Below are 22,481 nucleotides of genomic sequence, written 5' to 3'. Positions count from 1 at the left end.
CTGACTTGTCAGTCGTTTTTGGATTTATGTAGTAGTCATACGAAAAGCACTACAAAATAATTGACGAACACTTTTGGCAGAGGCATGATGGCCCCGCTCCCGCTAATCAGAGGTGCTCAAAAGCCCTCCGAATCGCGCTCCAACTTACCGTCCGAGCCGATTTGCGTTGTAAAGCCCACAAGGCCGTTCGATGAGATTGCGACTGGAACGAAGTTGTCCTGAGGGACGGGGAAGCGTTTAGCCACAGTGCGCAGCAAGTTGAATGGTTTACGGGCTCACGTCCGATAAACACCAAATGACCCGCTCATTTGTAACAGCTGAAGCCGCGAACTGTTTAGCTCGTCACCCTCCTCCCGGATCAATTCCGTCTCAAGTCGATGTCTCGGCGTTCTGCAGTTGGCTACAACAACCTCCAGCAACACAGGTGTTCAGTGGGGAAGTCGGTGCTCAACCAAACACATACTTTGAAGGATTGACCATGTCAGCTTATCAAAACGACATCAAAGCCGTAGCCGCCCTTAAAGCCGCCGCAGGCAGCAGCTGGAGCGCTATTGACCCTGAGTCCGTGGCCCGCATGCGCGCCCAGAACCGCTTCAAAACCGGTCTGGAAATCGCTCAGTACACTGCCGACATCATGCGCAAAGACATGGCTGAGTACGATGCTGACTCCTCCGTCTACACCCAGTCCCTGGGCTGCTGGCATGGTTTCATCGGTCAGCAAAAGCTGATTTCGATCAAGAAGCACCTGAAAACTACCAACAAGCGCTACCTCTACCTGTCGGGCTGGATGGTTGCTGCTCTGCGTTCGGATTTCGGTCCGCTGCCGGATCAGTCCATGCACGAGAAAACCTCGGTTTCCGGCCTGATCGAAGAGCTCTATACCTTCCTGCGCCAGGCTGATGCCCGTGAACTGGACCTGCTGTTCAGCGCTCTGGATGCTGCCCGCGCTGCTGGCGACAATGCCAAAGCTGCTGACCTGCAGAACCAGATCGACAACTACGAAACTCACGTAGTACCAATCATCGCCGACATCGACGCTGGCTTCGGTAACCCGGAAGCTACCTACCTGCTGGCTAAGAAGATGATCGAAGCGGGTGCTTGCTGCATCCAGATCGAAAACCAGGTTTCCGACGAGAAGCAGTGCGGCCACCAGGACGGTAAAGTGACCGTTCCTCACGCCGACTTCCTGGCCAAGATCAACGCTGTTCGCTACGCATTCCTCGAGCTGGGCATCGACAACGGCGTGATCGTTGCGCGTACCGACTCCCTGGGTGCCGGCCTGACCAAGCAGATCGCTGTTACCAACCAGCCGGGCGACCTGGGCGACCAGTACAACTCCTTCCTGGATTGCGAAGAAGTCTCCCCTGCCGACCTGAAGAACGGCGACGTAGTTCTGAACCGCGAAGGCAAGCTGCTGCGTCCTAAGCGTCTGCCATCCAACCTGTTCCAGTTCCGTGCTGGTACCGGTGAAGCGCGCTGCGTGCTGGACAGCATCACCTCGCTGCAGAACGGCGCTGACATGCTGTGGATCGAAACCGAGAAGCCACACGTCGGCCAGATCAAAGGCATGGTTGATGAAATCCGTAAGGTCATCCCGAACGCCAAGCTGGTTTACAACAACAGCCCATCGTTCAACTGGACCCTGAACTTCCGTCAGCAGGCTTACGATGCATTCGTAGCCGAAGGCAAGGATGTTTCCGCCTACGACCGCGCCAAGCTGATGAGCGTCGAGTACGACGAAACCGAACTGGCTCAGGTTGCTGACGAGAAGATCCGTACCTTCCAGCGCGATGGTTCGGCCAACGCCGGCATCTTCCACCACCTGATCACTCTGCCGACCTACCACACCGCCGCGCTGTCGACCGACAACCTGGCCAAAGGTTACTTCGCAGACCAAGGCATGCTGGCCTACGTGAAAGGCGTTCAGCGTCAGGAAATCCGTCAAGGTATCGCCTGCGTTAAGCACCAGAACATGTCCGGTTCCGACATCGGCGACGCTCACAAAGAGTACTTCGCTGGTGAAGCGGCTCTGAAAGCCGGCGGCAAAGACAACACCATGAACCAGTTCAGCTAAGAACCGGCTCACTCAACCGAGGCCACGATCAAGGTTGAGGGTGTTAAGAAAATCCCAGCAGAAATGCTGGGATTTTTTTATGGCCTGCCATCCATGGCGGCCACCCTTCTGGCCGTCGCTGTACGACGTTAAAAAATGGCTCCCGGCCATTTTTTGCCCGCGATTCGCCCTTCTTCCGGTTTTGTGCGCTTTCGCACAGCCGCTGTCATGTTTACGTCAATTTCCTTGGATAGCGTCAGACACCCGTCGATTAATCCAAGGAGCCTGCATGAGCCACGATAATGACAACTCAGTGCTGTTCGGCAATGGCGATGAATTGCCCAGCAACGCATCCAACAACCCGCATATCAATCAGCTGATCGACGGCGTCGGTCGTCGACAGGTGCTTGCCGCCGGTGCAGCGCTCGGCACCCTGGCGTTTCTCGGCAGTGTTATGCCCGGCGCCGCGGTGGCAGCAGAGCCAGCCGCCAAAGGCCTGGAAAAACTGCACTTTAGACCGCGCAGCAAGCTGCCCTTCACGGCTATTGCGACCAACCGTTTAGACAGCATCAGCATACCAAATGGTTACCGCGCCACGACCTTTATCCCCTGGGGCACGCCGATCACCGGCAACTACCCGGCTTACCTGAACGATGGCAGCAACAGCGCCCAGGACCAGGCAGAGCAACTGGGGATGCACCATGACGGCATGCATTTCTTTCCGATTGATGCACAGCGCGGCGGCAAAAAAAGCGATCACGGCCTGCTGGTACTCAACCACGAATACATCGATGCACCCCTGCTGCACCCCAATGGCCCGACCCTGGTGGCCGGCAAACGCAGCAGCGCCGAAGAAGTGCGCAAGGAAATCAACGCCCACGGCGTTTCCGTGGTGGAAGTACGCCGCGGCCTGAATGGCGAGTGGGCTGTATTGCCGAGCGCCAGAAACCGCCGAATCACCGGCGCTACGCCCATGCAGATCAGCGGCCCGGCGCGCGGCCATGCGCTATTGAAAACCCGTTACAGCCCAAAAGGCACGGCAACGCGCGGCACTTTGAACAATTGCTCACACGGTTTTACCCCATGGGGCACCTACCTGACCTGCGAAGAGAACTGGGCCGGCTACTTTGCCAGCCGCGACACTGACTTGCCGCGCGAGCTGAGCCGCTATGGCCTGCGCAGCAGCAGCCGCTACGGTTGGGATCACCTCAAGGGTGATGAGTTCGAGCGTTTCGATGCCACGCGTACCACTACCACCGCCAGCGCGGACTATCGCAACGAACCCAACCACTTTGGCTGGATCGTCGAAATCGATCCGTTCGCACCGGAATCAGTCCCGGTCAAGCGCACGGCGCTCGGTCGCTTTGCCCACGAAGGCCTGGTGTTCGCCCCGGTGAAATCAGGCCGCCCTGTAGTGTGCTACTCCGGCGACGATTCACAGAACGAGTACATCTACAAATACGTCAGCCGCGACAAATACCGCCCAGGGCGCAGCAATGGCCGCTTGCTCGACGAAGGCACACTGTATGTCGCGCGCTTCGACGCCAGCGGCAAGGGTGAATGGCTGGCGCTGGATATCCACGACAAGAAATTCCAGCAAGCCTGCAAAACCGCCGGGGTGAGTTTTGCCGACCAGGGTGAAGTGTTGATCAATACCCGTCTGGCCGCTGACGTAGTGGGTGCCACCAAGATGGACCGCCCGGAATGGGGCGCGGTCAACCCGGACAACGGCGAGGTGTACTTCACCCTGACCAACAACAGTGCCCGGACCAGCGCCGATGCTGCCAACCCGCGCCCCGCTAACGCGTTCGGCCATATCATCCGCTGGCGTGAGCTGAGCAAGGATTACGCCGGCCGCCAGTTTGCCTGGAGCCTGTTTATGCTGGCCGGTCCGGAGACCGATAGCATCGGCCCGAACGGTAAACCGCTGACGGCAGATAACCGCCTGGCCAGCCCCGACGGGCTGTGGTTCGACGAGGAAGGCCGGCTGTGGATTCAAACCGACATGAGCGGCAGTCAATTAAGCAGTGGTCCATTCGGCAACAACCAGATGCTTGTGGCCGAGCCACGCACCGGTGAGCTGAAGCGTTTCCTGGTAGGTCCTGTCGGCGCCGAAGTAACAGGCATTACCGCGACCCCGGACTTCCGCACCCTGTTCGTCAATATCCAGCACCCGGGCGAAGGCTCAACGGCGACCAACCTGCTCAGCACCTGGCCCGATGGCCCCGGTCAGCGTCCGCGCTCGGCTACGGTGATCATCACCCGCGAAGACGGCCGTCGCTTGCTCTAATCGACTGGCAATAATGTGACCGGTCAGCCCTGGCCGGTCACATTTCGCTGTGACAGACTCATGCCCTTCCCTCTGCGCAAAGAGCATCAGCATGTCCAGCAACCGCTTGAGCCGTATCGTCGGCAAAATCCAGCAACTGCCCAGCGCTCTGCAATGCCCGGCGCTGTCGCTGCTATTTGGCTCCCAGGTGAAGTTCGCCGGTACCGCCAAGGTACGCGTGCATACGCTGACCCAACAGCAGGCGGTGATGAGCATCGCCAACAAACGCAAGGTGCAGAACCACATCAAAGGCGTGCATGCCGCCGCCATGGCGCTTCTGGCTGAATCCGCTACGGGTTTTCTGGTCGGCATGAACGTGCCGGATGACAAACTGCCGTTGATTAAAAGCCTCAAGGTCGACTACCTCAAGCGCGCTACCGGCAGCCTGCGCGCCGTGGCCAGCCTGACACCCGAGCAGATTCAAGCCATCCACACCCAGGAAAAAGGCGAAGTGTTGGTTGCCGTGACCGTGACCGATGAAGCCGGTATCCAGCCGATCCAGTGTGAAATGCTCTGGGCCTGGGTCAGCAAGAAGCGCTGAATGCAGACTGGTCTAAGCTGAAAACGCCGCACGGTGCGGCGTCATTCAGGAGATAGCCGGTGCAGGGAAAACCTCTTCTAGTGGGTGGTGGGCTGGTGCTGATAGCGGTGCTCGGCACCTTGTATTGGCGCCTGCACAGCGAGCCGCAGGTTGTTGCGCAGGCCACTCAGGCCGACAATTCCACCAGCGTGCTCTCGGGCGTTAGCCCAACAACGCCGATGCCCACCGAGGCGCAGTTGCACGAGCTGCTGCAAAACCCCGCCGTGAAAAACCAGGAGCAACGCCTGGCGTTCCATCAGGCTTACCGCAGCTTTGTCAGCGGCGCCGCCGAGCTGTCCCCCGCGCAACGTGAAAGCCAGGCGCAGGCCTTGCGTGAACAGATCGAAACTTACGAGCAACGCAGTGAACTGGCCATGAGTGAGTCGCTGTTACTGCAGCTGGGGCTGATTCAGCTCACCACTGGCGATGAACAAGCGCAGAAAGATCAGGCCGCCGCATTGGTCGCCCGCTACAAAGCGATTAGCGCCGAGCGCGAAGCCAAGGCTGCGACACCCAGCGCCGAGTTTCGTCGTTACAAGGCCGATGAGAAGCGCATCGTTGAGGAAGTCCTGAGCATGGACAGCTTTCCCGATGGTTTGAGCCGCGATGAGTACTTGCGCCAACGCCTGCAGCAGGCGCGCGAACAGCACTATCAATAACCCGACCTGAGCAGGCTGCTCAGGTCGGGCGATAGCATTACAGCAGTTGATCGAGCGCGTAGTACAGCAGGTTGAAGGGTTTGTTGCGGTCGGCGGTGTCACTCTGCTCAGAGGCATCGAGAACCGGGCCGCTGCCATTCATCACGTTATTGACGAAGTCATCCAGCTGCAGGTTCTGCTCCTGAATATCCGCGTTGGCAAACTCGATGATGCTGGTGCAGTGGCTTTCATTAACCGCACGGTACTGCGGGAAGTAACCGCCGACATTCGGCAGGTTGGCCAGCTCGTTACGCAGCCTGCCGGTGTCCACATCCCATTTGGCGTGGATCAGCGCCTCCTTGGCGGCCTGGTTCGGAGCATTGATGATTTCCGGGTAGAAACGCTCATAGGAATAGGACGAGTAATTCAGGTCCTTCCAGAAGTGCGTATGACCCATGCGATCAGCCGCCAGGTTGCTCGACAACGCCGGGTAAATGGTGCCCAGGTTGTTCAGGTTAAGCCCCGGCAAACGCGACTGCAGGTACGGCAACGGCCCAGCATCCAGCCCCCAGGCATTGCGGATAAAGCCCTGCAACGGCAAGGACGGATAAGCCTCGTTACCACCGCCACTGATGGCCGAGAACACCGGCCCGGAGTCATTGATCAGGAAGCTGCGCGTCGGTGAGATGTCCTGCCGGGTTGGTGCGTAGTTGGTCAGGCTGCCGGCACCGCCAGCGCTGCAACCGGTGGTCAGCATCTGCGTGGGGCGCGGCAGGTTGTCTTTCAACCAGCCCACCACCGCGCGCATGTTGCGTAGGCCATTGTGGTGCCAGATCAGCGGCGCCTGCTGGCTTTGCGGGTCTTCATAGACCGCGACCTTGTCGCCGGAGTAGATGTCGCCGGTGCAATACGGCACATAGACCATGTTCCAGTTCTGAGTTTTCACGCGCGTCCAGGGATGCAGACGCACCACAAAGGGGCTGACCAGACTGGCACCTGGGTTGAGCAGGCTCATGTAGTCATTGGGAATGCCGTCGGGGTTACGTGCCCCGCGAATGCCGCTTTGACCGGTGCAACTGGCGTAATCCCAGCAGGCCCCGCCGCCCTCCAGGTAGATGATGGTGTTGCGGGTATTGGGCACGCGGTTGACGAAGAATTTGTACGGCGAGCCGTTGCCACACACGGCGCCGGTTTGCGGGGCCATTTGCACGGTTTGCCAGGCGTAGTAGTTAGCCGGTTTGAAGCCGCTGTTAAAACCGCTCGGGTTGGCCAGCAGCGGATACGGCCCTAGCCGTTGCGCCGGAGTGACCTTGTTATCTGCCGCAGGTGCAGCCGCCAGGTTGCTCAGGGTTTGCCAGAAGTTGTAATCGCCCTGCTCGGCCTGCACCGGCATTGCCAGGGCCGAAACCATCAGCGGCGCGGCACAGCGCCGAAGTGTTATCGCTACAGACATGGTGAGTCCCTCATCTTGTTGTTATCGATGGGTCCACATACCCGAGCCGTTGTACGAATCCCCTCCAGCTGTCACCCGAAATCAGCCCATCACCCACTGGAGACTGCTCATACACCGCGCCGAAGCAGCAGTAACTGCGCGCACCCAAACGAGTCGCCGCTGCTCAAATTTCAAGCGGGCCCGGCGATTCATGCACGCTAGTACAAGAAACTCTGACTAACCACAGCCCTACATATTTATTGGATATAGCGCTGCTGGTTTTAAGCTGCGGCGGTTATCTGCGGTCTGCGCCGACAGAACACTGCTCATGACAATAAAAAAGGGAAGCCAAGCTTCCCTTTTTATATACCTGCCTCAGGTACTAGATGCGGAATTGACGCACCAATGCGCCCAGGCGTTCGCCCAGCCCAGCTAGATTGCGCGCGGTCTGCGCGCCCTGTTGGGTTTCGTCGGCCACGCTGTCAACCGCCACGGCAATCTTGTGCACGCTGCGGTTGATCTCTTCGGCCACAGCGGTTTGCTCTTCGGCGGCGCTGGCGATCTGCGCGTTCATCGCGTTGATGGTGGCGATCAATTGAGCGATGGCATCCAGCGAGGTGCCGGCGCGGTTAGCTTGCTCGCTGGTGACATCTCCAGCATCACTGGAGCGACGCATCGCCGTCACCGCATCCTGGGTGCCCTTCTGCAGGCGGTCGATCATCCCCTGAATTTCCTGGGTGCTCTGCTGCGTACGGCTGGCCAGCGCGCGCACCTCGTCGGCCACTACAGCAAAGCCTCGTCCCGCTTCACCCGCACGTGCCGCTTCGATGGCCGCGTTGAGGGCAAGCAGGTTGGTCTGCTCGGCGATGGAGCGAATCACATCGAGCACGCTGACAATCGACGACACGTCTTTTTGCAGCGTATCGAGCGACACGCCGCTGTCGCGGATATCCTGCACCAGGGTGTGGATGCGCTCGATGCTGCCATCGACCACCTGTTTCGCAGCCTGGCCTTCGGTGTCGGTTTTTTGCGCCGCTTCTGCTGCGCCCTGAGCACTTTGCGCGACTTCATGGGCGGCGGCGGACATTTCATTGATGGCCGTAGCCACCTGATCGGTTTCATGGCGCTGACGCTCCATGGCCTCTTCTGAACGCTGCGTCTGGGCCGAAACCTGGCCGACCAACTCAGTCAGCTGGCCGGTCATGTCGACGATCTGCCGAACCAGGCCGTGGATTTTTTCGACAAACCGGTTGAACGAGCCGGCCAGCTGGCCAAGCTCGTCGTCGCCATTGATCGGTAGGCGGCGCGTCAGGTCGCCTTCACCGGCGGCGATGTCATCGAGGTTGTCCTTGATCTGCTGCAGCGGGCGCAGGAAGGTGTTGCTCAGCACCACCCCGACAATGCCGAATATCACCAGCAGCACGGCGGCAATCACCATGATGCTGGTGATGATGGTGCTGATACGCTCGTCGATTTCACCTTGTACCTGAGCAATCTGCGCTTCGACGCCGTCGAGGTTGATTGCCGTGCCCAGGGCCATGTCCCATTTCGGCAGGTAGTAGCTGTAGGCCATTTTCGGCACCAGCACAGAGTCATCAGTTGGCAGTGGCGAGCTGTAATTGACGTAGTAGCTGTTGTTCTTGGCGACATTCACCAGTTCACGGTTGATGTATACGCCATTCGGGTCGCGGCGATCGGCCAGGCTCTTGCCGACGTCTACCGGACTATCGCCGCGGAACAGGCGCACCACGTTGGAGTCGTGGCCGAAGAAGTAGCCGTCCTTGCCGAACTTGATCTTCGACAGAATGACGATTGCCTGTTCTCGGCTGGCCATGTCGCCTTGCGCAGCACCGTCATACAGCGTTTGTACAGATCCCAGGGCGATCTGTACGTAGTGCTGCAACTCGTTGCGGCTTTCCTGCAGCAAGCGTTCGCGGGTTTCTTTGACTTCCTGAGCGGCCAGGTTCTGTAACACCTTGGCGGCAGCACCACTGAGCACCAGGGCAAACAGCACCACCGGGATCAGTGCCAACAGCACGACTTTTGATTTCAAGGTTAGGCGCATCGGCAGGTCCTTGGTTGGCAGTGGAGCGAAATAAAAACGGGGCTATCGATTTATCGGTAGCCCCGCTGAAAGGTTGAATCGCCTAAAGCAATAACGCTGCAGGCGAACAATGCCCCGGTTAAATCACCATAGCTGCTGCCCAACCGAATACCAGCAGCGGCAGGTTGTAGTGCAGGAAAGTTGGCACAACGCTGTCCCAGATGTGGTTGTGCTGGCCATCGACGTTAAGCCCGGCGGTTGGGCCGAGGGTCGAGTCGGAGGCTGGCGAGCCGGCATCACCCAGTGCGCCGGCGGTGCCGACGATGCACAGGATGGCCAGCGGACTGAAGCCGAGTTGCAGACCTAACGGTACGAAGATCGCCGCGATGATTGGCACGGTGGAGAACGACGAACCGATGCCCATGGTTACCAGCAGGCCAACCAGCAACATCAGCAGCGCACCCAGCGCCTTGTCATGGCCAATCAGTTCAGCAGAGCTGTCGACCAGGCTTTTCACTTCACCGGTGGCCTTCATCACTTCGGCAAAACCGGCGGCAGCGATCATGATAAAGCCGATCATGGCCATCATTTTCATACCTTCGGTAAACAGGCCATCGGCCTCTTTCCAACGCACCACACCAGACACCGAGAAGATGATAAAGCCGACCAGGGCACCGATGATCATCGAGTCCAGCCACAGCTGCACAACAAACGCGGCAGCAATCGCCACACCCGCCACCAGCAGGCTCAATGGGTTGTAGGCAACATCTACGCGCTCGGCCTGCTCAATCTTGCTCAGGTCGTAGACACGTTTTTTGCGGTAGCTGAAGAACACCGCCACCAGCAAGCCAAACAGCATACCCAGTGCGGGTATCGCCATGGCTTTGGTTACGTCCAGGCCGCTGGTATCGACGCCGCCACTGGCGACATTGGCCAGCAGGATGTCATTTAGAAAGATGCTGCCAAAACCCACGGGCAGAAACATATACGGGGTAATTAGACCGAAGGTCAGCACACAGGCGATCAAGCGACGGTCAAGCTGCAGCTTGCTCAATACATACAGCAGCGGCGGCACCAGCAGCGGAATAAAGGCGATATGAATCGGCAGGATGTTCTGCGAGGAAATCGCCACCGCCAACAGCAGCGCAATCAGAAGCCACTTGAGCAGACCGGCGCCTTTAGCGTCCTGCTTGTTGACCATCGCCAAGGCCTTGTCCGCCAGTGCGTGGGCCAGACCGGATTTGGCAATCGCCACGGCAAAGGCACCCAGCAAGGCATAGGACAACGCCACTGTCGCCCCGCCGCCCAGGCCCTTATTGAAAGCCGCCAGCGACCCCTCAACACCGAGGCCGCCAAGCAGGCCACCGGCCAAGGCGCCAACGATCAGAGCCACTACCACGTGTACACGGCACAAGCTGAGGATCAGCATGATTCCCACTGCCGCAACGACTGCGTTCATCGATTTACTCCCGCGATTTAAATAGGTCCACGAAGGTTTGACCCGTCGTGGATGCTGCGCCGGCTCGGCGAAGGGCGCGTACTCTGCCTAATGCTGACTGACCTGTCAAAACACCCGTAAATTATTCTATACACTGCGTTGCAGATTTCGATTACCCTGCGATTTACAGTGTTCACACTGGCCTGCTAATTGCTCTGCTTTACTTGACGTGACACTTAAAGAAAAGCGCCTAAGCGCCGATAGGCGTTCTAAGCCTCTGCCCTATAAAGGTCCTGAAAATGCTGTTCAGCCGACTTTCCATCCAGTTGAAAATCACCCTATTGGCAGGCCTGTGCTTGCTGGCCATTGTTGCGGTGCTGGTATCCGCCTCGGTCATTCAGGCCTCACGCAGTGCCAGCCTGGTCAAGCAGGCCAGCACCGCCATGCTGCAGGAGTCTGCACAGCTGCGGATGTCCGCACGCGGCGAATCCCAAGCGTTGCAGATTCAACGCTACTTTATGGACGCCTATCAATACGGGCGCGGCGCGGCGACGCAGGTGTTGTTTATTCGGGAACAGGCTGAGAAGCGCTTTCTAGATGCCTTTGACCTGCGTGAAGACCTGACTCGTCAGGTGCGCAGTGCGCTGGAAGCCAACCGCAGTTTGCTGGGTATTTATGTCGCATTCGAACCGAACGCGCTGGATGGCAAGGATGAGCTTTTTGCTGATCAAGGCAACCTGGGCAGCAATGACAAAGGTCGCTTTTCGGTCTATTGGTCACAGGGTGATAACGGTGAGCTGAGCTCCGAGGCCATGACAGAAGAAAGCCTCAATGACACCACCCCAGGAATCAGCGGCGCGCCCTACAACGCGTGGTACAGCTGCCCACTGCAGAAAAAAAAGGTGTGCTTGCTTGATCCCTATATTGATGAGGCTGACGGGGTAAAAACCCTGATGACGAGCATCGCCTTCCCCTTGATCCAAGGCGACAAGGTGATCGGCGTATTGGGGGTTGATATCAGCTTGGCCAGCCTGCAAGAGCTCAGCACCAATGCTCATCAAGGTCTATTCGACGGTGCCGGCCATGTGAGCATCATCAGCCCCGCCGGCTTGCTGGCTGGGCACAGCCGCGACAGCAGCCTGCTGGGCGGGAAACTGGAAAAAGCCTTTACCAATCAACACAACGAAATCCTCAGCCTGGTGGCAAGCAATCGTCAGGAAACTTTGCACCATGATGGCGCACTGCAAGTGCTGCAACCGCTGCTGCCAATCCCTGAGTCGCAGCCGTGGGGCGTGCTGATGGAGGCGCCTGAGAAGGTTTTGTTAGCGCCCGCTGCCCGTCTTGAAACGCAAATGGATGAAATGGGCACGCGCAGCACTGCGGTGTCCTTGGGTCTTGGCTTGGTTGCCGGGGTGGTAGGGATTCTGCTCATCTGGTTGACGGCGCTGGGCGTGACCCGGCCGATTCTCGGTGTTGCAGCGATGCTGAAGAACATCGCCAGCGGCGAAGGTGATCTGACCCGTCGCCTGGAGTACGCCAAGCAGGATGAACTGGGCGAACTGGCCAGCTGGTTCAACCGTTTCCTCGACAAACTGCAACCCATCATCGCTGACGTTAAACGCAGCGTGCAGGATGCGCGCAGCACAGCCGATCAGTCCGCCCTGATCGCCAGCCAGACCAGCGACGGCATGCAGCAGCAATACCGTGAAGTGGATCAGGTGGCTACAGCGTTCCAGGAAATGAGCGCCACAGCGCAGGATGTGGCGCACAACGCGGCTCAAGCCGCAGAAGCCGCGCGCACTGCCGACCAAGCCAGCCGTGAAGGCATGAGTGTGATCGGTAAAACCACTTCGACCATCGAACTGCTGGCCAACGAGATGAACGTGGCCATGCAGGAAGTCGAAGGCCTGGCCAATAGCAGCGAGAAGATCGGCTCAGTACTCGAAGTGATCCGCTCGATCGCTGAACAGACCAACCTTTTGGCCCTGAACGCTGCGATTGAAGCCGCCCGCGCCGGTGAAGCAGGCCGTGGTTTTGCCGTGGTGGCGGATGAAGTGCGCAACCTGGCGAAACGCACCCAGGACTCGGTGGAGGAAATTCGCCAAGTCATCGAAGGCTTGCAAAGCGGCACCAAGGAAGTGGTCAGCACCATGCACAGCAGCCATCGCCAGGCGCAGGGCAGCGTTGAGCAGGTTGAGCAGGCAGTGGCCGTGCTGCAACGCATCAGCCAAGCGGTCAGCGTGATCACCGACATGAACTTGCAGATCGCCAGCGCGGCTGAGGAGCAGAGTTCGGTGGCCGAAGAAATCAACCGAAACGTCGCTTCGATCCGGGATGTCACTGAATCGATTTCCGCCCAGGCAGACGAGTCAGCAAAAATCAGCCAAGGGCTGAACAAATTGGCCAACCACCAGCAAAGCCTGATGGACCAATTCCGCGTTTAGCGCAGATGGCATGATAGGACCGCCACTCTGGCGGCTGCTTCCTTGTGACGCAGGCTAACCATTGTTAGCCTGCGTTTTTTATTGATGCCGCAGAAATCGAGAGGTGAACGATGCTCAATATTGCCCTAGTGGCCGGTTCCAGCCGCAGTAACAGCCAATCGGGCAAGGTTGCCCGTTTTTTGCGCCAGCGTCTGATTCAGTTGGGCTACACCGATGATGCGCAAAGCAATGTGATCGACCTGGGCCTCGCCCCGCTGCCGCTGTGGCCTGCTGAAGACGCCGGCCCCTGGGGGCTGTACAGCAAGCAACTGGCCGCTGCCGATGCCGTGGTGATCATTTCTCCGGAGTGGAATGGCATGGCCTGCCCGGCCATCAAGAACTTCTTTATCTACGCCAGCAAAGCTGAGCTGGCGCACAAGCCAGGTTTGTTAGTGGGCGTATCGTCAGGGGTGGGTGGGGCTTATCCGATCAGCGAGCTGCGCGCCTCCAGCTACAAGAACTGCCGCCTCTGCTACTTGCCTGAGCACTTGATCGTACGCAGTGTCGAGAAGGTGCTAAACACGCCAGAACCGAGCCACGAAGAGGACCAGCGCCTGCACGCACGGATCGATTATGAGCTGGATATTCTGGTCAAGTATGCGCACGCCCTGCTTCCCGTTCGCGCCAGTATTGATATGAGCAACCCGGCATTTGCCAACGGCATGTAAAGATTGCACTGAACGCACCTGATGACCTCAGGTGCGTTTTAGCGGCAAGCTGACCGTGACGCGCAACCCATCCAGCGGGCTCTCTGCCAGCTGCAAACTTCCGCCCCACGCATCAACAATATCGCGAACGATACCCAGGCCCAGGCCATGACCGGCGACCTGTTCATCCAGACGACTACCACGGCTGAGCACTTCGTCCCGCAGCGCGGCGTCGATACCCGGGCCATCATCATCAATCGTAAGTTGGTAGCCCGCTGTCACTTTGCAGATATGCAGCTGTACCTGGCTATCCGCCCACTTGCAGGCGTTGTCCAGCAGGTTACCGAGCAGTTCCAGCAGGTCTTCACGGTCCCAGGGTAAGCGCAAACCAGGCTCGGCCTGCCACTCCAGTTGCAGGTGGTTGCCGTGGATCATTGTCAGGGTCGAGAACAGCTCCGGCAGCTCGCTGGCGCAGTCAAAATGCGCGCCGGGCAAGGCCTCCCCAGCTAAACGCGCACGCCCCAGTTCACGGGCGATGCGCTGCTCGATCTGTTGCAACTGACCGTTCAGGCTTTCGCGCAATTGCGGCAGCTGTTTGAGCTCTTCCCGCGTTGCCAGACTGACCAACACCGCAAGCGGTGTTTTCAATGCATGGCCGAGGTTACCCAACGCATTGCGCGACCGTTTGAGGGTGTCTTCGGTGTGCGCCAGCAGGTGGTTGATCTGCGCCACCAGCGGTTCCAGCTCAAGCGGCACCTGCTGATCCAGCTGGCTACGTTGGCCTTGCTGCAACTGCAAAAGCTGCCTGCGGACTTGTTCCAGCGGGCGCAATGCCCGACTGACGATCAGCCGTTGCAGCAACAAAATCAGCACCAGTGCACTGACTCCCAAGCCCAGAATAACTTTCTGCACCTGGCTGAAACTATCGAGTATCGGCCTGTAATCACGCGCCACATGAATCACGATGGGCTGGCCATAACGCTGATAATCAGCACGGTAGACCAGCCATTGCTGACCTTGAGGCCCGTCGCCGAGTGCGTCCTTCAAGCCTTCGGCTTCAACTGTGTGCAGCTCTCGGTCCCAAAGTGAGCGCGAGCGCCAGCTCTGCTCATTCAGGTCGATGCGAAAGTACAGGCCGGAGTATGGCCGCTTGTAGGCGGCACTCAGGCGACGTTCATCCAGCTGCAAGCCATTGGGCCCACGCACGACCGCGCCCAGTAACGTCTGGGTTTCATCCTGTAAGGTTGTTTGCAGGTAACCCCGTAGGCTGCGGTCAAACAGCCAAAGGCTGCTTTGCGCCAGCAGCAGGCCGACAATCAGCAATACGCTGACCAGGCCAAGGCTCAAACGCCGTTGAATCGACCTCAAGCAGTATCCCCGCTGAATCGATAGCCCTGCCCGCGGCGGGTTTCGATGATCTCGCGCCCCAGCTTGCGCCGCAGATGGTTAACGTGCACTTCGATGACATTCGAGTCGCGTTCGCTTTCACCGTCATACAGGTGCTCAGCCAGGTGGCTCTTGGACAGCAATTGCCCAGCATGCAGCATGAAATAGCGCAGCAGGCGGAATTCCGCGGCAGTCAGCTGCACTTCTTCGCCGTTGCGTTGTACCGATTGTCGCCCTTCATCCAGTTGCAAACCCGCCGCTTCCAGTTGCGGCTGGTTGGCCAGACCATGAGCACGGCGCAGCAAAGACTGGATTCGCAGGTGCAGCTCTTCCGGATGGAAGGGTTTGCTCATGTAGTCATCGGCGCCCGCCTTGAGCCCTTCAATCCGCTCAGCCCAGGAGCCGCGTGCGGTAAGGATCAAGACCGGTGTGGTGAGCCCACCAGAACGCCATTCCTGCAACACCTCAATCCCCGGTTTGCCAGGCAAGCCGAGGTCGAGAATGATCAAGTCATAGGGTTCAGTGGCCCCCTGATAAGCTGCATCGCGGCCGTCGGCCAACCAATCCACCGCATATCCTTGGCGGATCAAACCGGCCAGCAGCTCATCGGCCAGGGGAACATGGTCTTCAACCAGCAACAGGCGCATTCAGTCTTCCACCTCATCCTTGAGCACTTCGCCGGTGCTGGCATGTAATTCCAGTTCGCGCACAGTGCCGTCCTCAGTCACCAGTTCGACTTCGTAGACCAGTACGCCGTCCTCTTCTTCCAGCTCGACTTCCAATAGCACCGCGCCAGGATGGCGCTGCAAGGCCATCTGCAGCAATTGCTCAAGGGGCATGATCAACCCCTCGCGGCGCAGACGGAGTGCTTCATCCTGATCCAGGTCGCGCGCGCTGCTGCTGAGCGTCAGCGTCAGCAGCAGGAAGGCCAGGAGTGCGCGAGGCAGCCAAGCAGTGGTGTTCATTAATCGTCTCGTTGGTTCTTCAGCACTTGTGCATTAGTGGCATCCAGTTCGACATCCCACTGCACACCCTGGGCGTCGCGTACTTCAACCTGATAGATGTAGCGGCCGTACTCTTCTTCCAGCTCGGTGTCTTCGGTCTTGCTGCCTGGATGCAGCGCCAGAGCGGCAGCATTGAGTTTTTCGAAGGACTGAATGGTACCGGCGTCACGCAGTTTGAGTGCTTCATCCGGGCCCAGGTCACGGGCTTGAACGAGGCCGGCAGTCAAAGTCAGAGCAGCAGCGGCACATACAGCAGTTAGTGTTTTCATGTTCAGATTCCTTAATGGAGTTGGCTTTCGACGGAGTCCAAGTTACTGCACACGACTTAACTCAAGCTGAATTTGCTTAATACTTGGCGCAAGCACTGATTTATCTCAACCCACGCGCACATCATTCACGCGCTGAAGTCGCTTGGCCTGGCCATTCAGCGCCCTATAATCGCTGCCTTGCGCGATGGAGGCCAGCATGAGTGCGATATTAATCAAGTCCCCTGCCTTGACAATCAAGGCCGGCAAACGCGCCCTCGCGCGTATTCGCGAGCACGGCTTGCAACCAGCCGATGTCGGCATTCTGCCCGGCGCTGCGGGTGGGCCGAAAGCGTTAGGGATTCAGGGGTTGGATCTGGCGCTGTTCGGCGACTGGCTGCAACGCGCGCCGCGCGAGCGGTCGCTGATCGGAGCGTCCATCGGTTCTTGGCGTTTCGCCAGCGCCTGTTTGCCGGATGCTGCAGCAGGCCTGCGTCGCCTCGGCGAGCTGTATACCTCGCAGCGCTTTGCCAAAGGCGTGAGCATGGCGCAGGTGTCGAGTAGCTGCAGCCTGATGCTTGATCAACTGCTCGGCGACGACGACGCCAACATCCTCAGCAACCCGCATTACCGTTTGAATATCGTCGTGGTGAAAAGCCATGGCCTGCTCCAGCACGATCACCGCGGGGCACTCGGCCTGGGCCTGTCATCGGTGATTGGCAGCAATCTGCTGGGCCGTCCGCGACTGGCTAAGCACTTCGAGCGGGTGATTCTGCACGACGCCCGCCTTGCTCCGCCCTTAGGGACGCTCAGCGACTTCCCCTCGCGTTATCTGCAACTCGACAGCGGTAATCTGCGTCATGCATTGCTGGCCTCCGGTTCCATCCCGATGATCATGCAAGGGGTCCGCGATATCCCCGGCGCCGGCCCTGGCACCTACCGCGATGGTGGCCTGCTTGATTACCACCTCGACCTGCCGTACAGCGGCGACGATATCGTGCTCTACCCGCACTTCACCGATAAGGTCATTCCCGGCTGGTTCGACAAGGGCATGCCCTGGCGCCGGGGTGATGGCGGGCGCCTGCAGGATGTTCTGCTGCTGGCCCCCTCACGTGACTACCTAGCCCGCTTGCCCCATGGCAAACTTCCAGACCGCAAGGACTTCAGTCGTTACCTGGGCGATGATGCCGGCCGCGAACGCTATTGGCGTAAGGCCATGAGCGAAAGCCAGCGGCTTGGCGACGAATTTCTCGAACTGGTAGACAGCGGCCGCCTCGGCGAGCGTCTGCAGCCACTCTAAAACTGAAGCCGACCGAACACCCAAAGCAGCATGACCAAGGATGGGCAGGATGAAACTCGCAGTCGCCATTATCCACGGCATCGGCACGCAACCCGACCTGCGTGACGACGAAGGCCAGCACGCTTTCGCCCACAGCCTGATCGCCGGGCTGCGCCAACGCCTCGGCGCCGAAGCCGACCAGGTGGCTTTTCAGACGTTGTACTGGGCCAGCGTGCTGGATAAGCGACAACTGGCTTTTCTCGACAAACTGCGCGACCAGCCCGTGCGCTGGCGCTGGTTACGCCGCATCGTCACGCTTTTTCTGGGTGATGCCAGCGGCTATCGCAAAGTCAGCCAGGCCTACGACACCACCTATGAAGAAGTTCATCAGTGCCTGCGCAGTGGCCTCAATGCCTTGCGCGCCAAGGTCGATGCCGATACGCCGCTGGTGGTGCTGGCGCACTCACTGGGCGGGCATATTTTCTCCAATTTCGTATGGGATCAGCAGCGCATCAATACCGCTGAAGAATGTCCATTGGATCCCTTTCTGGCCTTGGAAACCCTGAGCGGGCTGATCACCTTTGGCTGCAATATCCCCCTGTTTACCTTTGCCTATGACCCGGTCGTACCGATCCGCTTCCCCGGCCACTGCCTGACTGACGCGGTGACCAAACAGGCGCGCTGGCTAAATCTCTACGCACCTGCTGACCCGCTGGGTTATCCGCTGCGCCCATTGCCCAACTACGCCTCCGTTGTCGCTGAAGATCGCGCCATGCCAGTGGGGCCCTGGTACAAGCGCCATACCCCGTTGAGCCACTTGGGCTATTGGGATGATCGAGGCTTTCAGCGCTATATCGCTCATTATCTGCAGCAATTACTGGCCGTCTGCAAAGGCTCAGAGAAGGCCTAACCACCCTCTTCCTCGCCCAGTTTCTCGGCTTACACGATTAAAACTGTGATTTATCGGACAATTCCGTGCATTTTTTCGCCAGCATGTGACTTACTGGTCAGCTTCGGTCATCAACAACTATGACTGGCAAATGTGAATTCACCGTTTGCCCTTGTGTATTTGGGATCACCTCGGAGAAACCGACCCCATGAACGCACCGCTGCGTTTTAACGAAGCCCTGCTGATTGCCGACCGCGCTTTTCAACCTTTTCAATGCGTCGCCTGGGCCCCGCAAGATGGCACTGGCAACCTCAGCCTTAGCGTGATTGACCGGACCAGTACCCGCCTGCTCGGCCGCACGCAACTGTCCAGCACCATCTACAGCGACCCGGTGCAATTTGCCGACGTGCTCAAGCAGTCCCGTGAGCAACTCAGTCAGCAAGGTTTCGCCTTGGAACCCTGGAGCATGCCGGAGTAATCGGCTGCTGTAATAAGGGCTCTGAGCTGCCAATCGGCCCCTCTTGTCAGAGCCCTTCCCTTCCTTCTCTACCCTGTTTCAAATCCCCTTGCACTCATTTCCTGACTGAGCTTTGCTGCACCCGTGCATTAGCGCTTATGCTCAGCAAATGAATCATTGCGAGGAGTTTGCCATGCTGCAATTGCGCCCCAACTGTGAATGCTGCGACCGAGATTTGCTGGCTGACTCCACTGATGCATTGATTTGCTCGTTCGAATGCACGTTCTGTAGGGAGTGTGCGGACAACAGGCTTAATGGCACCTGTCCTAACTGTGGTGGCGAATTGCTCCAGCGTCCTCGTCGTCCCGCCGCCAAACTGCTCAAGTACCCCGCGTCAACTGAACGAGTCAATAAAGCCTAATTCGTTTAAGGCCACTCAGGACAAAGCAGGAGATACACATGAGCGACGAGGACAACAAGCCGTTGACGCTGTGGGAGATGATGCAAAGCGTGCTAAGCGCAGCGTTCGGTGTGCAGAGCGGAAAGAACCGTAGCCGTGACTTCTCAAGGGGCAAGCCCAGCCACTTCATCATTCTCGGCGTGCTGTTTACCGCCGTCTTCGTGCTGGTGATCTTCGGCATCGTCAAACTCGTGCTGCACCTGGCAGGCGTCTGACTTATTGCAGCAGCGGTTGTATGGAGAACTGGTAATCCTTGAGCTGCGGTCGGTAGACGGCACTGAACTGGCGAAAATCAAGGCCAAAACCTGGCACTTTGAGGCGTTTCTGCAAATGAGCAGCTTGTTTGGCGTCCAGTAAGCTGAAAAGCGGGTCGACTCGGTCTTTGCCACCACGCTCGGCAAAATCCAGCCCTGCATGGTAGTCATGCAACATCACCATGGCCCACCCTCCGAGGGTGAAATGCCCGGCTACCAAGACGCATAGCTTGCGGTCGATACGCGCTTGCAAAACCTCGTCTGAGTTATTCAGCGCCGACAGATAAATATCCTTGCCCGGTTGCCGGCCGATTTCTTGTGCCGCTTGCATCACACCAAACGCCATTTCATCGTTAGCCGACCACACCAGCTTTGCCTCCGGGTAGCGTGGAAGGATCAGTTGCGCCTGTTCATAGGCGCGTTGACGCTTCCACTCACCTTGCAACATCTGCTGCAATTTGATCTCCGAGTGCTCACGCAAGGCACGATGCAGGCCGTCTTCACGCAAGCTTGAAGAGGGAGTGAATCGCACACCAGCAAATGCCAGCAGACTGCCGGGCTTACCCTCAAGCTTGGCGATCAAGGCCTTAGCCATCCAATAGCCTGCTTGCTCGTCGTTGGGCACTAAGCTGCCAATCCAGTTGCGATAGCGTTCGCGTGAGGCGCCGATAAGCTTTTGCTGTTCAGGCGTAAGGGTACTGTGCAGGGAAAACAGCTTGATCGGACTGTCGGCAAACTGCCGGAGCAGCTCTGGCGCGGTGTACATCTCGTTGACGAAGATCAGGTAATCCGGTGGGTTATCGCGGGTCAGTAACTCGCGGGCTTTTTCCAGTAGCTGCGACGGGTTGCGCTCACCGTAAATAATCTGCAGCTGCATGCCCAGGTCATCGGCAGCGGCTTGCATAAAGTCACTGTAACCGACCCAGAAAGGCTCATTGGAAAACCCCGGATTGAGAAAGACCACAGAAGCCGGTGCCTTTCCCGCTGTGTGTGCATTCTCAGCGATGACCGGTGTTGTCACGCCAAGTGCCCATATGCACACAACGCTGATAACCGTTAAAACAAACCTGAACACGCAATGCCTCCTCATCGGGACGCTGAGTATATCGGCAAAGCCATAGCAATTAGCCATCTCATCGAAATGAGCGGCCTGTGCAACCAAGACGGCACACAGTGCAGTCGTTACAATCGCCTCCCTGCGTTTTCGTTGATCGGTGTTATATGTCGCCTCTGGAAATCATTGCTTCAGCCCTTGGCGTGTGGGCCGTTTGGCTGACCGTGCGGCAAAACCGCTGGTGCTGGCCGCTGGGTTTGCTGATGGTGCTGATGTACGCCTGGATCTTCTATGACGGCAAGTTGTACTCAAACATGCTGCTGCAAGGTGTGTATGCCGTCTTGCAAGGTTATGGCTGGTGGCTTTGGACGCGCGGCGGCAGCAGCCAGACCGGCGTACAGGTCAGCCGACTGAGCCAGCAAGGCATGATGCTTAGCTTAGCAACAGGTGCAGCCGGTGCACTTGTGCTCGGGTATCTGATGGCCACATTCACCGATGCGGCCGCGCCCTGGCAGGATGCAGCGCTAAGTGCATTCAGCCTGGTCGCACAGGTATGGATGGCGCAGAAACGTGTGGAGTGCTGGCCACTGTGGGTCATTCTTGATCTGCTTTTCGTCGCGCTGTTTGTACAGCAGGGCCTGTACCCGACAGCGGCACTGTATGGGCTGTTTACCCTGTTGGCGGTCAATGGCTGGCTGACATGGCGGCGTGATCGCGCGCTGGTTAACCCATGAAGGCACAAGCATGAAGGTGCTGGTACTCACCGGGCCAGAGTCCAGCGGTAAAAGCTGGCTGTCTGAGCATATCCAGGCGAATTTTGGCGGCGTGTTGGTAGGCGAATACGTGCGGCATTTTATCGAGCGTGAGCAGCGTGACACCTGCTATGCCGACATCAACGCGATCGCCCGGGGCCAATTGGCCTGGGAAGATCAAGCCCGCGCTGAACGCCCTGAGTTGCTTATCCTCGACACACATTTGCTCAGCAACATGCTCTGGAGCCGCGAGCTATATGGGGACTGCCCCGCCTGGATAGAACAGGCCTTACTCGAACGTGACTATCACCTGCACCTGCTGCTCAACCCTGTCGATGTGCCCTGGGTCGACGATGGCCAGCGCTGCCAGCCAGCGCTGGCTCAACGGTTGACGTTTTACCAACACTGCGAACACTGGCTGCGGCAGCATCAACAGCCGTTGCAATGCATTCAAGGTAACTGGGCGCAGCGCCGAGAGCAGGCGCTGGTCACCGTGGCTGACTGGCTCAACTCAACGCAATAGCACACTGGCCCATGCCAGCAGCAAACTCAGGCAGACAACCAACGTCAGCGGTCGGCGTAGGCGTGGGTACCATTGCGGTGCCAAGCCCAGTTTGACGGCCCTCAAGTCAGCGGCATACAACCCACCGAACGCTAATAAGCACAGCGGTAACGCCAAGCTGGTTGGCATACCGCCGCTGATGGCCAGCCAGCCCAGCAAAGGCGGCACCACGGATAACCCCAGCTGCATCTGCGCTTGCTCATCAGTACTTTCCGCACGCATTGCCAGGCCCCAGTGGATCGCCCCCATAAACGCCAAGATCACAGCGGCATAATCCAACAACGCAGCCAACACCAGCTCTCGCCACCCTTCAGGTGTCACCCAGATGCCCAGTGCGCCGGTGACAAAAGGCACCAACCCGGCATAGCCCAACATCAACGCTAATTTTGGCGGCTGTGGCGCGTCAAATGGATGCATCAATTCACTCCTGTGGGTTATTTCGTCATCACCGCACTGTAAAACGATTTTCGGCCCTAGAAGAAGCCTATTTCCGGG

At 58.4% G+C, this 22,481-nt stretch carries 21 protein-coding genes and 3 pseudogenes; 14 read left to right on the top strand and 10 right to left on the bottom strand.

All coding sequences use genetic code 11. The features are described 5' to 3' along the window. Positions 1–478 precede the first annotated feature (478 nt). The 4 genes from CUR33_RS15715 (at position 479) to CUR33_RS15700 (ending at position 5,621) form a co-directional block, all read left to right on the top strand. Positions 479–2,074: an isocitrate lyase gene (locus CUR33_RS15715; RefSeq protein ID WP_282876011.1), complete on the top strand. Its 1,596-nt coding sequence runs from the start codon at positions 479–481 to the stop codon at positions 2,072–2,074. 268 nt (positions 2,075–2,342) lie between these two features. Next, positions 2,343–4,343 (top strand): PhoX family protein, encoded by a 2,001-nt coding sequence (locus CUR33_RS15710; RefSeq protein ID WP_289240253.1) that lies wholly within the window; start codon positions 2,343–2,345, stop codon positions 4,341–4,343. A gap of 91 nt (positions 4,344–4,434) precedes the next feature. Next, on the top strand, positions 4,435–4,923 hold the full coding sequence (locus tag CUR33_RS15705; protein ID WP_282876013.1) for a DUF4442 domain-containing protein: 489 nt from the start codon (positions 4,435–4,437) through the stop codon (positions 4,921–4,923). A 59-nt stretch (positions 4,924–4,982) separates the two neighbouring features. Then, positions 4,983–5,621, top strand: coding sequence for a hypothetical protein (locus CUR33_RS15700; RefSeq protein ID WP_289240252.1), 639 nt, complete (start codon positions 4,983–4,985; stop codon positions 5,619–5,621). 37 nt (positions 5,622–5,658) lie between these two features. On the opposite strand, the gene CUR33_RS15695 is transcribed toward CUR33_RS15700, so the two are convergent. From CUR33_RS15695 to CUR33_RS15685, 4 genes and pseudogenes are all read right to left on the bottom strand, one after another. Further along, on the bottom strand, positions 5,659–7,053 hold the full coding sequence (locus CUR33_RS15695) for a pectin acetylesterase-family hydrolase (protein ID WP_289240251.1): 1,395 nt from the start codon (positions 7,051–7,053) through the stop codon (positions 5,659–5,661). 361 nt (positions 7,054–7,414) lie between these two features. Then, positions 7,415–8,431: pseudogene (locus CUR33_RS20810) on the bottom strand (methyl-accepting chemotaxis protein); the annotation flags it as partial. A 93-nt stretch (positions 8,432–8,524) separates the two neighbouring features. Beyond that, positions 8,525–9,097, bottom strand: a pseudogene (locus CUR33_RS20805) (cache domain-containing protein); the annotation flags it as partial. A gap of 118 nt (positions 9,098–9,215) precedes the next feature. Continuing rightward, on the bottom strand, positions 9,216–10,535 hold the full coding sequence (locus CUR33_RS15685) for a Na+/H+ antiporter family protein (RefSeq protein ID WP_289240250.1): 1,320 nt from the start codon (positions 10,533–10,535) through the stop codon (positions 9,216–9,218). A gap of 278 nt (positions 10,536–10,813) precedes the next feature. Between CUR33_RS15685 and CUR33_RS20800 the strand changes: the two are divergent. The 3 genes and pseudogenes from CUR33_RS20800 to CUR33_RS15675 all read left to right on the top strand — a co-directional run. Continuing rightward, positions 10,814–12,100: pseudogene (locus CUR33_RS20800) on the top strand (PDC sensor domain-containing protein); the annotation flags it as partial. Between the two features lie 102 nt (positions 12,101–12,202). Beyond that, on the top strand, positions 12,203–12,958 hold the full coding sequence (locus tag CUR33_RS20795; RefSeq protein ID WP_420875471.1) for a methyl-accepting chemotaxis protein: 756 nt from the start codon (positions 12,203–12,205) through the stop codon (positions 12,956–12,958). A gap of 110 nt (positions 12,959–13,068) precedes the next feature. Next, on the top strand, positions 13,069–13,665 hold the full coding sequence (locus CUR33_RS15675; RefSeq protein WP_170049936.1) for an NADPH-dependent FMN reductase: 597 nt from the start codon (positions 13,069–13,071) through the stop codon (positions 13,663–13,665). Between the two features lie 27 nt (positions 13,666–13,692). Here the strand turns inward: CUR33_RS15675 and CUR33_RS15670 are convergent, their stop codons facing one another. From CUR33_RS15670 to CUR33_RS15655, 4 genes are read right to left on the bottom strand one after another with little or no spacing between them, the layout of a single operon-like run. After that, positions 13,693–15,012: a sensor histidine kinase gene (locus CUR33_RS15670; protein ID WP_289240248.1), complete on the bottom strand. Its 1,320-nt coding sequence runs from the start codon at positions 15,010–15,012 to the stop codon at positions 13,693–13,695. Next, a complete protein-coding gene (locus tag CUR33_RS15665; RefSeq protein ID WP_090253630.1) occupies positions 15,009–15,677 on the bottom strand; it encodes a response regulator transcription factor in 669 nt (222 codons plus the stop codon). Before CUR33_RS15665 ends, CUR33_RS15670 begins: the two co-directional genes overlap by 4 nt. Further along, positions 15,678–15,995, bottom strand: a complete 318-nt coding sequence (locus CUR33_RS15660) for a PepSY domain-containing protein (RefSeq protein ID WP_289240247.1) — start codon at positions 15,993–15,995, stop codon at positions 15,678–15,680. Further along, positions 15,995–16,303, bottom strand: coding sequence for a PepSY domain-containing protein (locus tag CUR33_RS15655; RefSeq protein ID WP_160087008.1), 309 nt, complete (start codon positions 16,301–16,303; stop codon positions 15,995–15,997). Before CUR33_RS15655 ends, CUR33_RS15660 begins: the two co-directional genes overlap by 1 nt. Before the next feature lie 196 nt (positions 16,304–16,499). On the opposite strand from CUR33_RS15655, the gene CUR33_RS15650 reads away from it, so the two are divergent. The 5 genes from CUR33_RS15650 (at position 16,500) to CUR33_RS15630 (ending at position 19,579) form a co-directional block, all read left to right on the top strand. Beyond that, complete coding sequence (locus tag CUR33_RS15650) at positions 16,500–17,579, top strand: patatin-like phospholipase family protein (protein WP_289240246.1); 1,080 nt, start codon at positions 16,500–16,502, stop codon at positions 17,577–17,579. Between the two features lie 49 nt (positions 17,580–17,628). After that, a complete protein-coding gene (locus tag CUR33_RS15645) occupies positions 17,629–18,468 on the top strand; it encodes a hypothetical protein (protein ID WP_167144651.1) in 840 nt (279 codons plus the stop codon). A gap of 187 nt (positions 18,469–18,655) precedes the next feature. Further along, on the top strand, positions 18,656–18,925 hold the full coding sequence (locus CUR33_RS15640) for a hypothetical protein (RefSeq protein WP_090253619.1): 270 nt from the start codon (positions 18,656–18,658) through the stop codon (positions 18,923–18,925). A gap of 172 nt (positions 18,926–19,097) precedes the next feature. Beyond that, complete coding sequence (locus tag CUR33_RS15635; protein WP_160087014.1) at positions 19,098–19,325, top strand: DUF1272 domain-containing protein; 228 nt, start codon at positions 19,098–19,100, stop codon at positions 19,323–19,325. 38 nt (positions 19,326–19,363) lie between these two features. Beyond that, positions 19,364–19,579 carry a DUF2970 domain-containing protein gene (locus tag CUR33_RS15630; protein WP_167144652.1) on the top strand — a complete coding sequence of 72 codons (216 nt, stop codon included), beginning with the start codon at positions 19,364–19,366 and terminating at the stop codon, positions 19,577–19,579. Between the two features lies 1 nt (position 19,580). Here the strand turns inward: CUR33_RS15630 and CUR33_RS15625 are convergent, their stop codons facing one another. Beyond that, positions 19,581–20,582: an ABC transporter substrate-binding protein gene (locus CUR33_RS15625; RefSeq protein WP_289240245.1), complete on the bottom strand. Its 1,002-nt coding sequence runs from the start codon at positions 20,580–20,582 to the stop codon at positions 19,581–19,583. Between the two features lie 257 nt (positions 20,583–20,839). On the opposite strand from CUR33_RS15625, the gene pnuC reads away from it, so the two are divergent. After that, positions 20,840–21,406, top strand: coding sequence for a nicotinamide riboside transporter PnuC (gene pnuC / locus CUR33_RS15620; protein WP_282876020.1), 567 nt, complete (start codon positions 20,840–20,842; stop codon positions 21,404–21,406). Between the two features lie 10 nt (positions 21,407–21,416). After that, complete coding sequence (locus CUR33_RS15615; protein WP_289240244.1) at positions 21,417–21,947, top strand: AAA family ATPase; 531 nt, start codon at positions 21,417–21,419, stop codon at positions 21,945–21,947. Here the strand turns inward: CUR33_RS15615 and CUR33_RS15610 are convergent. Then, positions 21,936–22,403, bottom strand: coding sequence for a DUF3429 domain-containing protein (locus CUR33_RS15610; protein ID WP_170049929.1), 468 nt, complete (start codon positions 22,401–22,403; stop codon positions 21,936–21,938). The genes CUR33_RS15615 and CUR33_RS15610 overlap by 12 nt on opposite strands. Positions 22,404–22,481 lie beyond the last annotated feature (78 nt).

Origin of the sequence: Pseudomonas sp. FEMGT703P (genome assembly GCF_002786345.1) — a bacterium.
GTDB classification, from domain to species: Bacteria; Pseudomonadota; Gammaproteobacteria; order Pseudomonadales; family Pseudomonadaceae; genus Aquipseudomonas; species Aquipseudomonas peli.
Note: the sequence above shows the minus strand (reverse complement) of the source record. Positions and strands in the feature narration are given on the sequence as shown.

Coding starts and splice junctions, on each gene's coding strand:
- CUR33_RS15635 (WP_160087014.1), top strand. CDS start 19,098: ATGCTGCAATTGCGCCCCAACTGTGAATGCTGCGACCGAGATTTGCTG.
- CUR33_RS15675 (WP_170049936.1), top strand. CDS start 13,069: ATGCTCAATATTGCCCTAGTGGCCGGTTCCAGCCGCAGTAACAGCCAA.
- pnuC (WP_282876020.1), top strand. CDS start 20,840: ATGTCGCCTCTGGAAATCATTGCTTCAGCCCTTGGCGTGTGGGCCGTT.
- CUR33_RS15705 (WP_282876013.1), top strand. CDS start 4,435: ATGTCCAGCAACCGCTTGAGCCGTATCGTCGGCAAAATCCAGCAACTG.
- CUR33_RS15665 (WP_090253630.1), bottom strand. CDS start 15,677: ATGCGCCTGTTGCTGGTTGAAGACCATGTTCCCCTGGCCGATGAGCTG.
- CUR33_RS15615 (WP_289240244.1), top strand. CDS start 21,417: ATGAAGGTGCTGGTACTCACCGGGCCAGAGTCCAGCGGTAAAAGCTGG.
- CUR33_RS15715 (WP_282876011.1), top strand. CDS start 479: ATGTCAGCTTATCAAAACGACATCAAAGCCGTAGCCGCCCTTAAAGCC.
- CUR33_RS15685 (WP_289240250.1), bottom strand. CDS start 10,535: ATGAACGCAGTCGTTGCGGCAGTGGGAATCATGCTGATCCTCAGCTTG.
- CUR33_RS15645 (WP_167144651.1), top strand. CDS start 17,629: ATGAAACTCGCAGTCGCCATTATCCACGGCATCGGCACGCAACCCGAC.
- CUR33_RS15660 (WP_289240247.1), bottom strand. CDS start 15,995: ATGAACACCACTGCTTGGCTGCCTCGCGCACTCCTGGCCTTCCTGCTG.
- CUR33_RS15630 (WP_167144652.1), top strand. CDS start 19,364: ATGAGCGACGAGGACAACAAGCCGTTGACGCTGTGGGAGATGATGCAA.
- CUR33_RS15695 (WP_289240251.1), bottom strand. CDS start 7,053: ATGTCTGTAGCGATAACACTTCGGCGCTGTGCCGCGCCGCTGATGGTT.
- CUR33_RS15610 (WP_170049929.1), bottom strand. CDS start 22,403: ATGCATCCATTTGACGCGCCACAGCCGCCAAAATTAGCGTTGATGTTG.
- CUR33_RS15650 (WP_289240246.1), top strand. CDS start 16,500: ATGAGTGCGATATTAATCAAGTCCCCTGCCTTGACAATCAAGGCCGGC.
- CUR33_RS15640 (WP_090253619.1), top strand. CDS start 18,656: ATGAACGCACCGCTGCGTTTTAACGAAGCCCTGCTGATTGCCGACCGC.
- CUR33_RS15710 (WP_289240253.1), top strand. CDS start 2,343: ATGAGCCACGATAATGACAACTCAGTGCTGTTCGGCAATGGCGATGAA.
- CUR33_RS15655 (WP_160087008.1), bottom strand. CDS start 16,303: ATGAAAACACTAACTGCTGTATGTGCCGCTGCTGCTCTGACTTTGACT.
- CUR33_RS20795 (WP_420875471.1), top strand. CDS start 12,203: ATGCAGCAGCAATACCGTGAAGTGGATCAGGTGGCTACAGCGTTCCAG.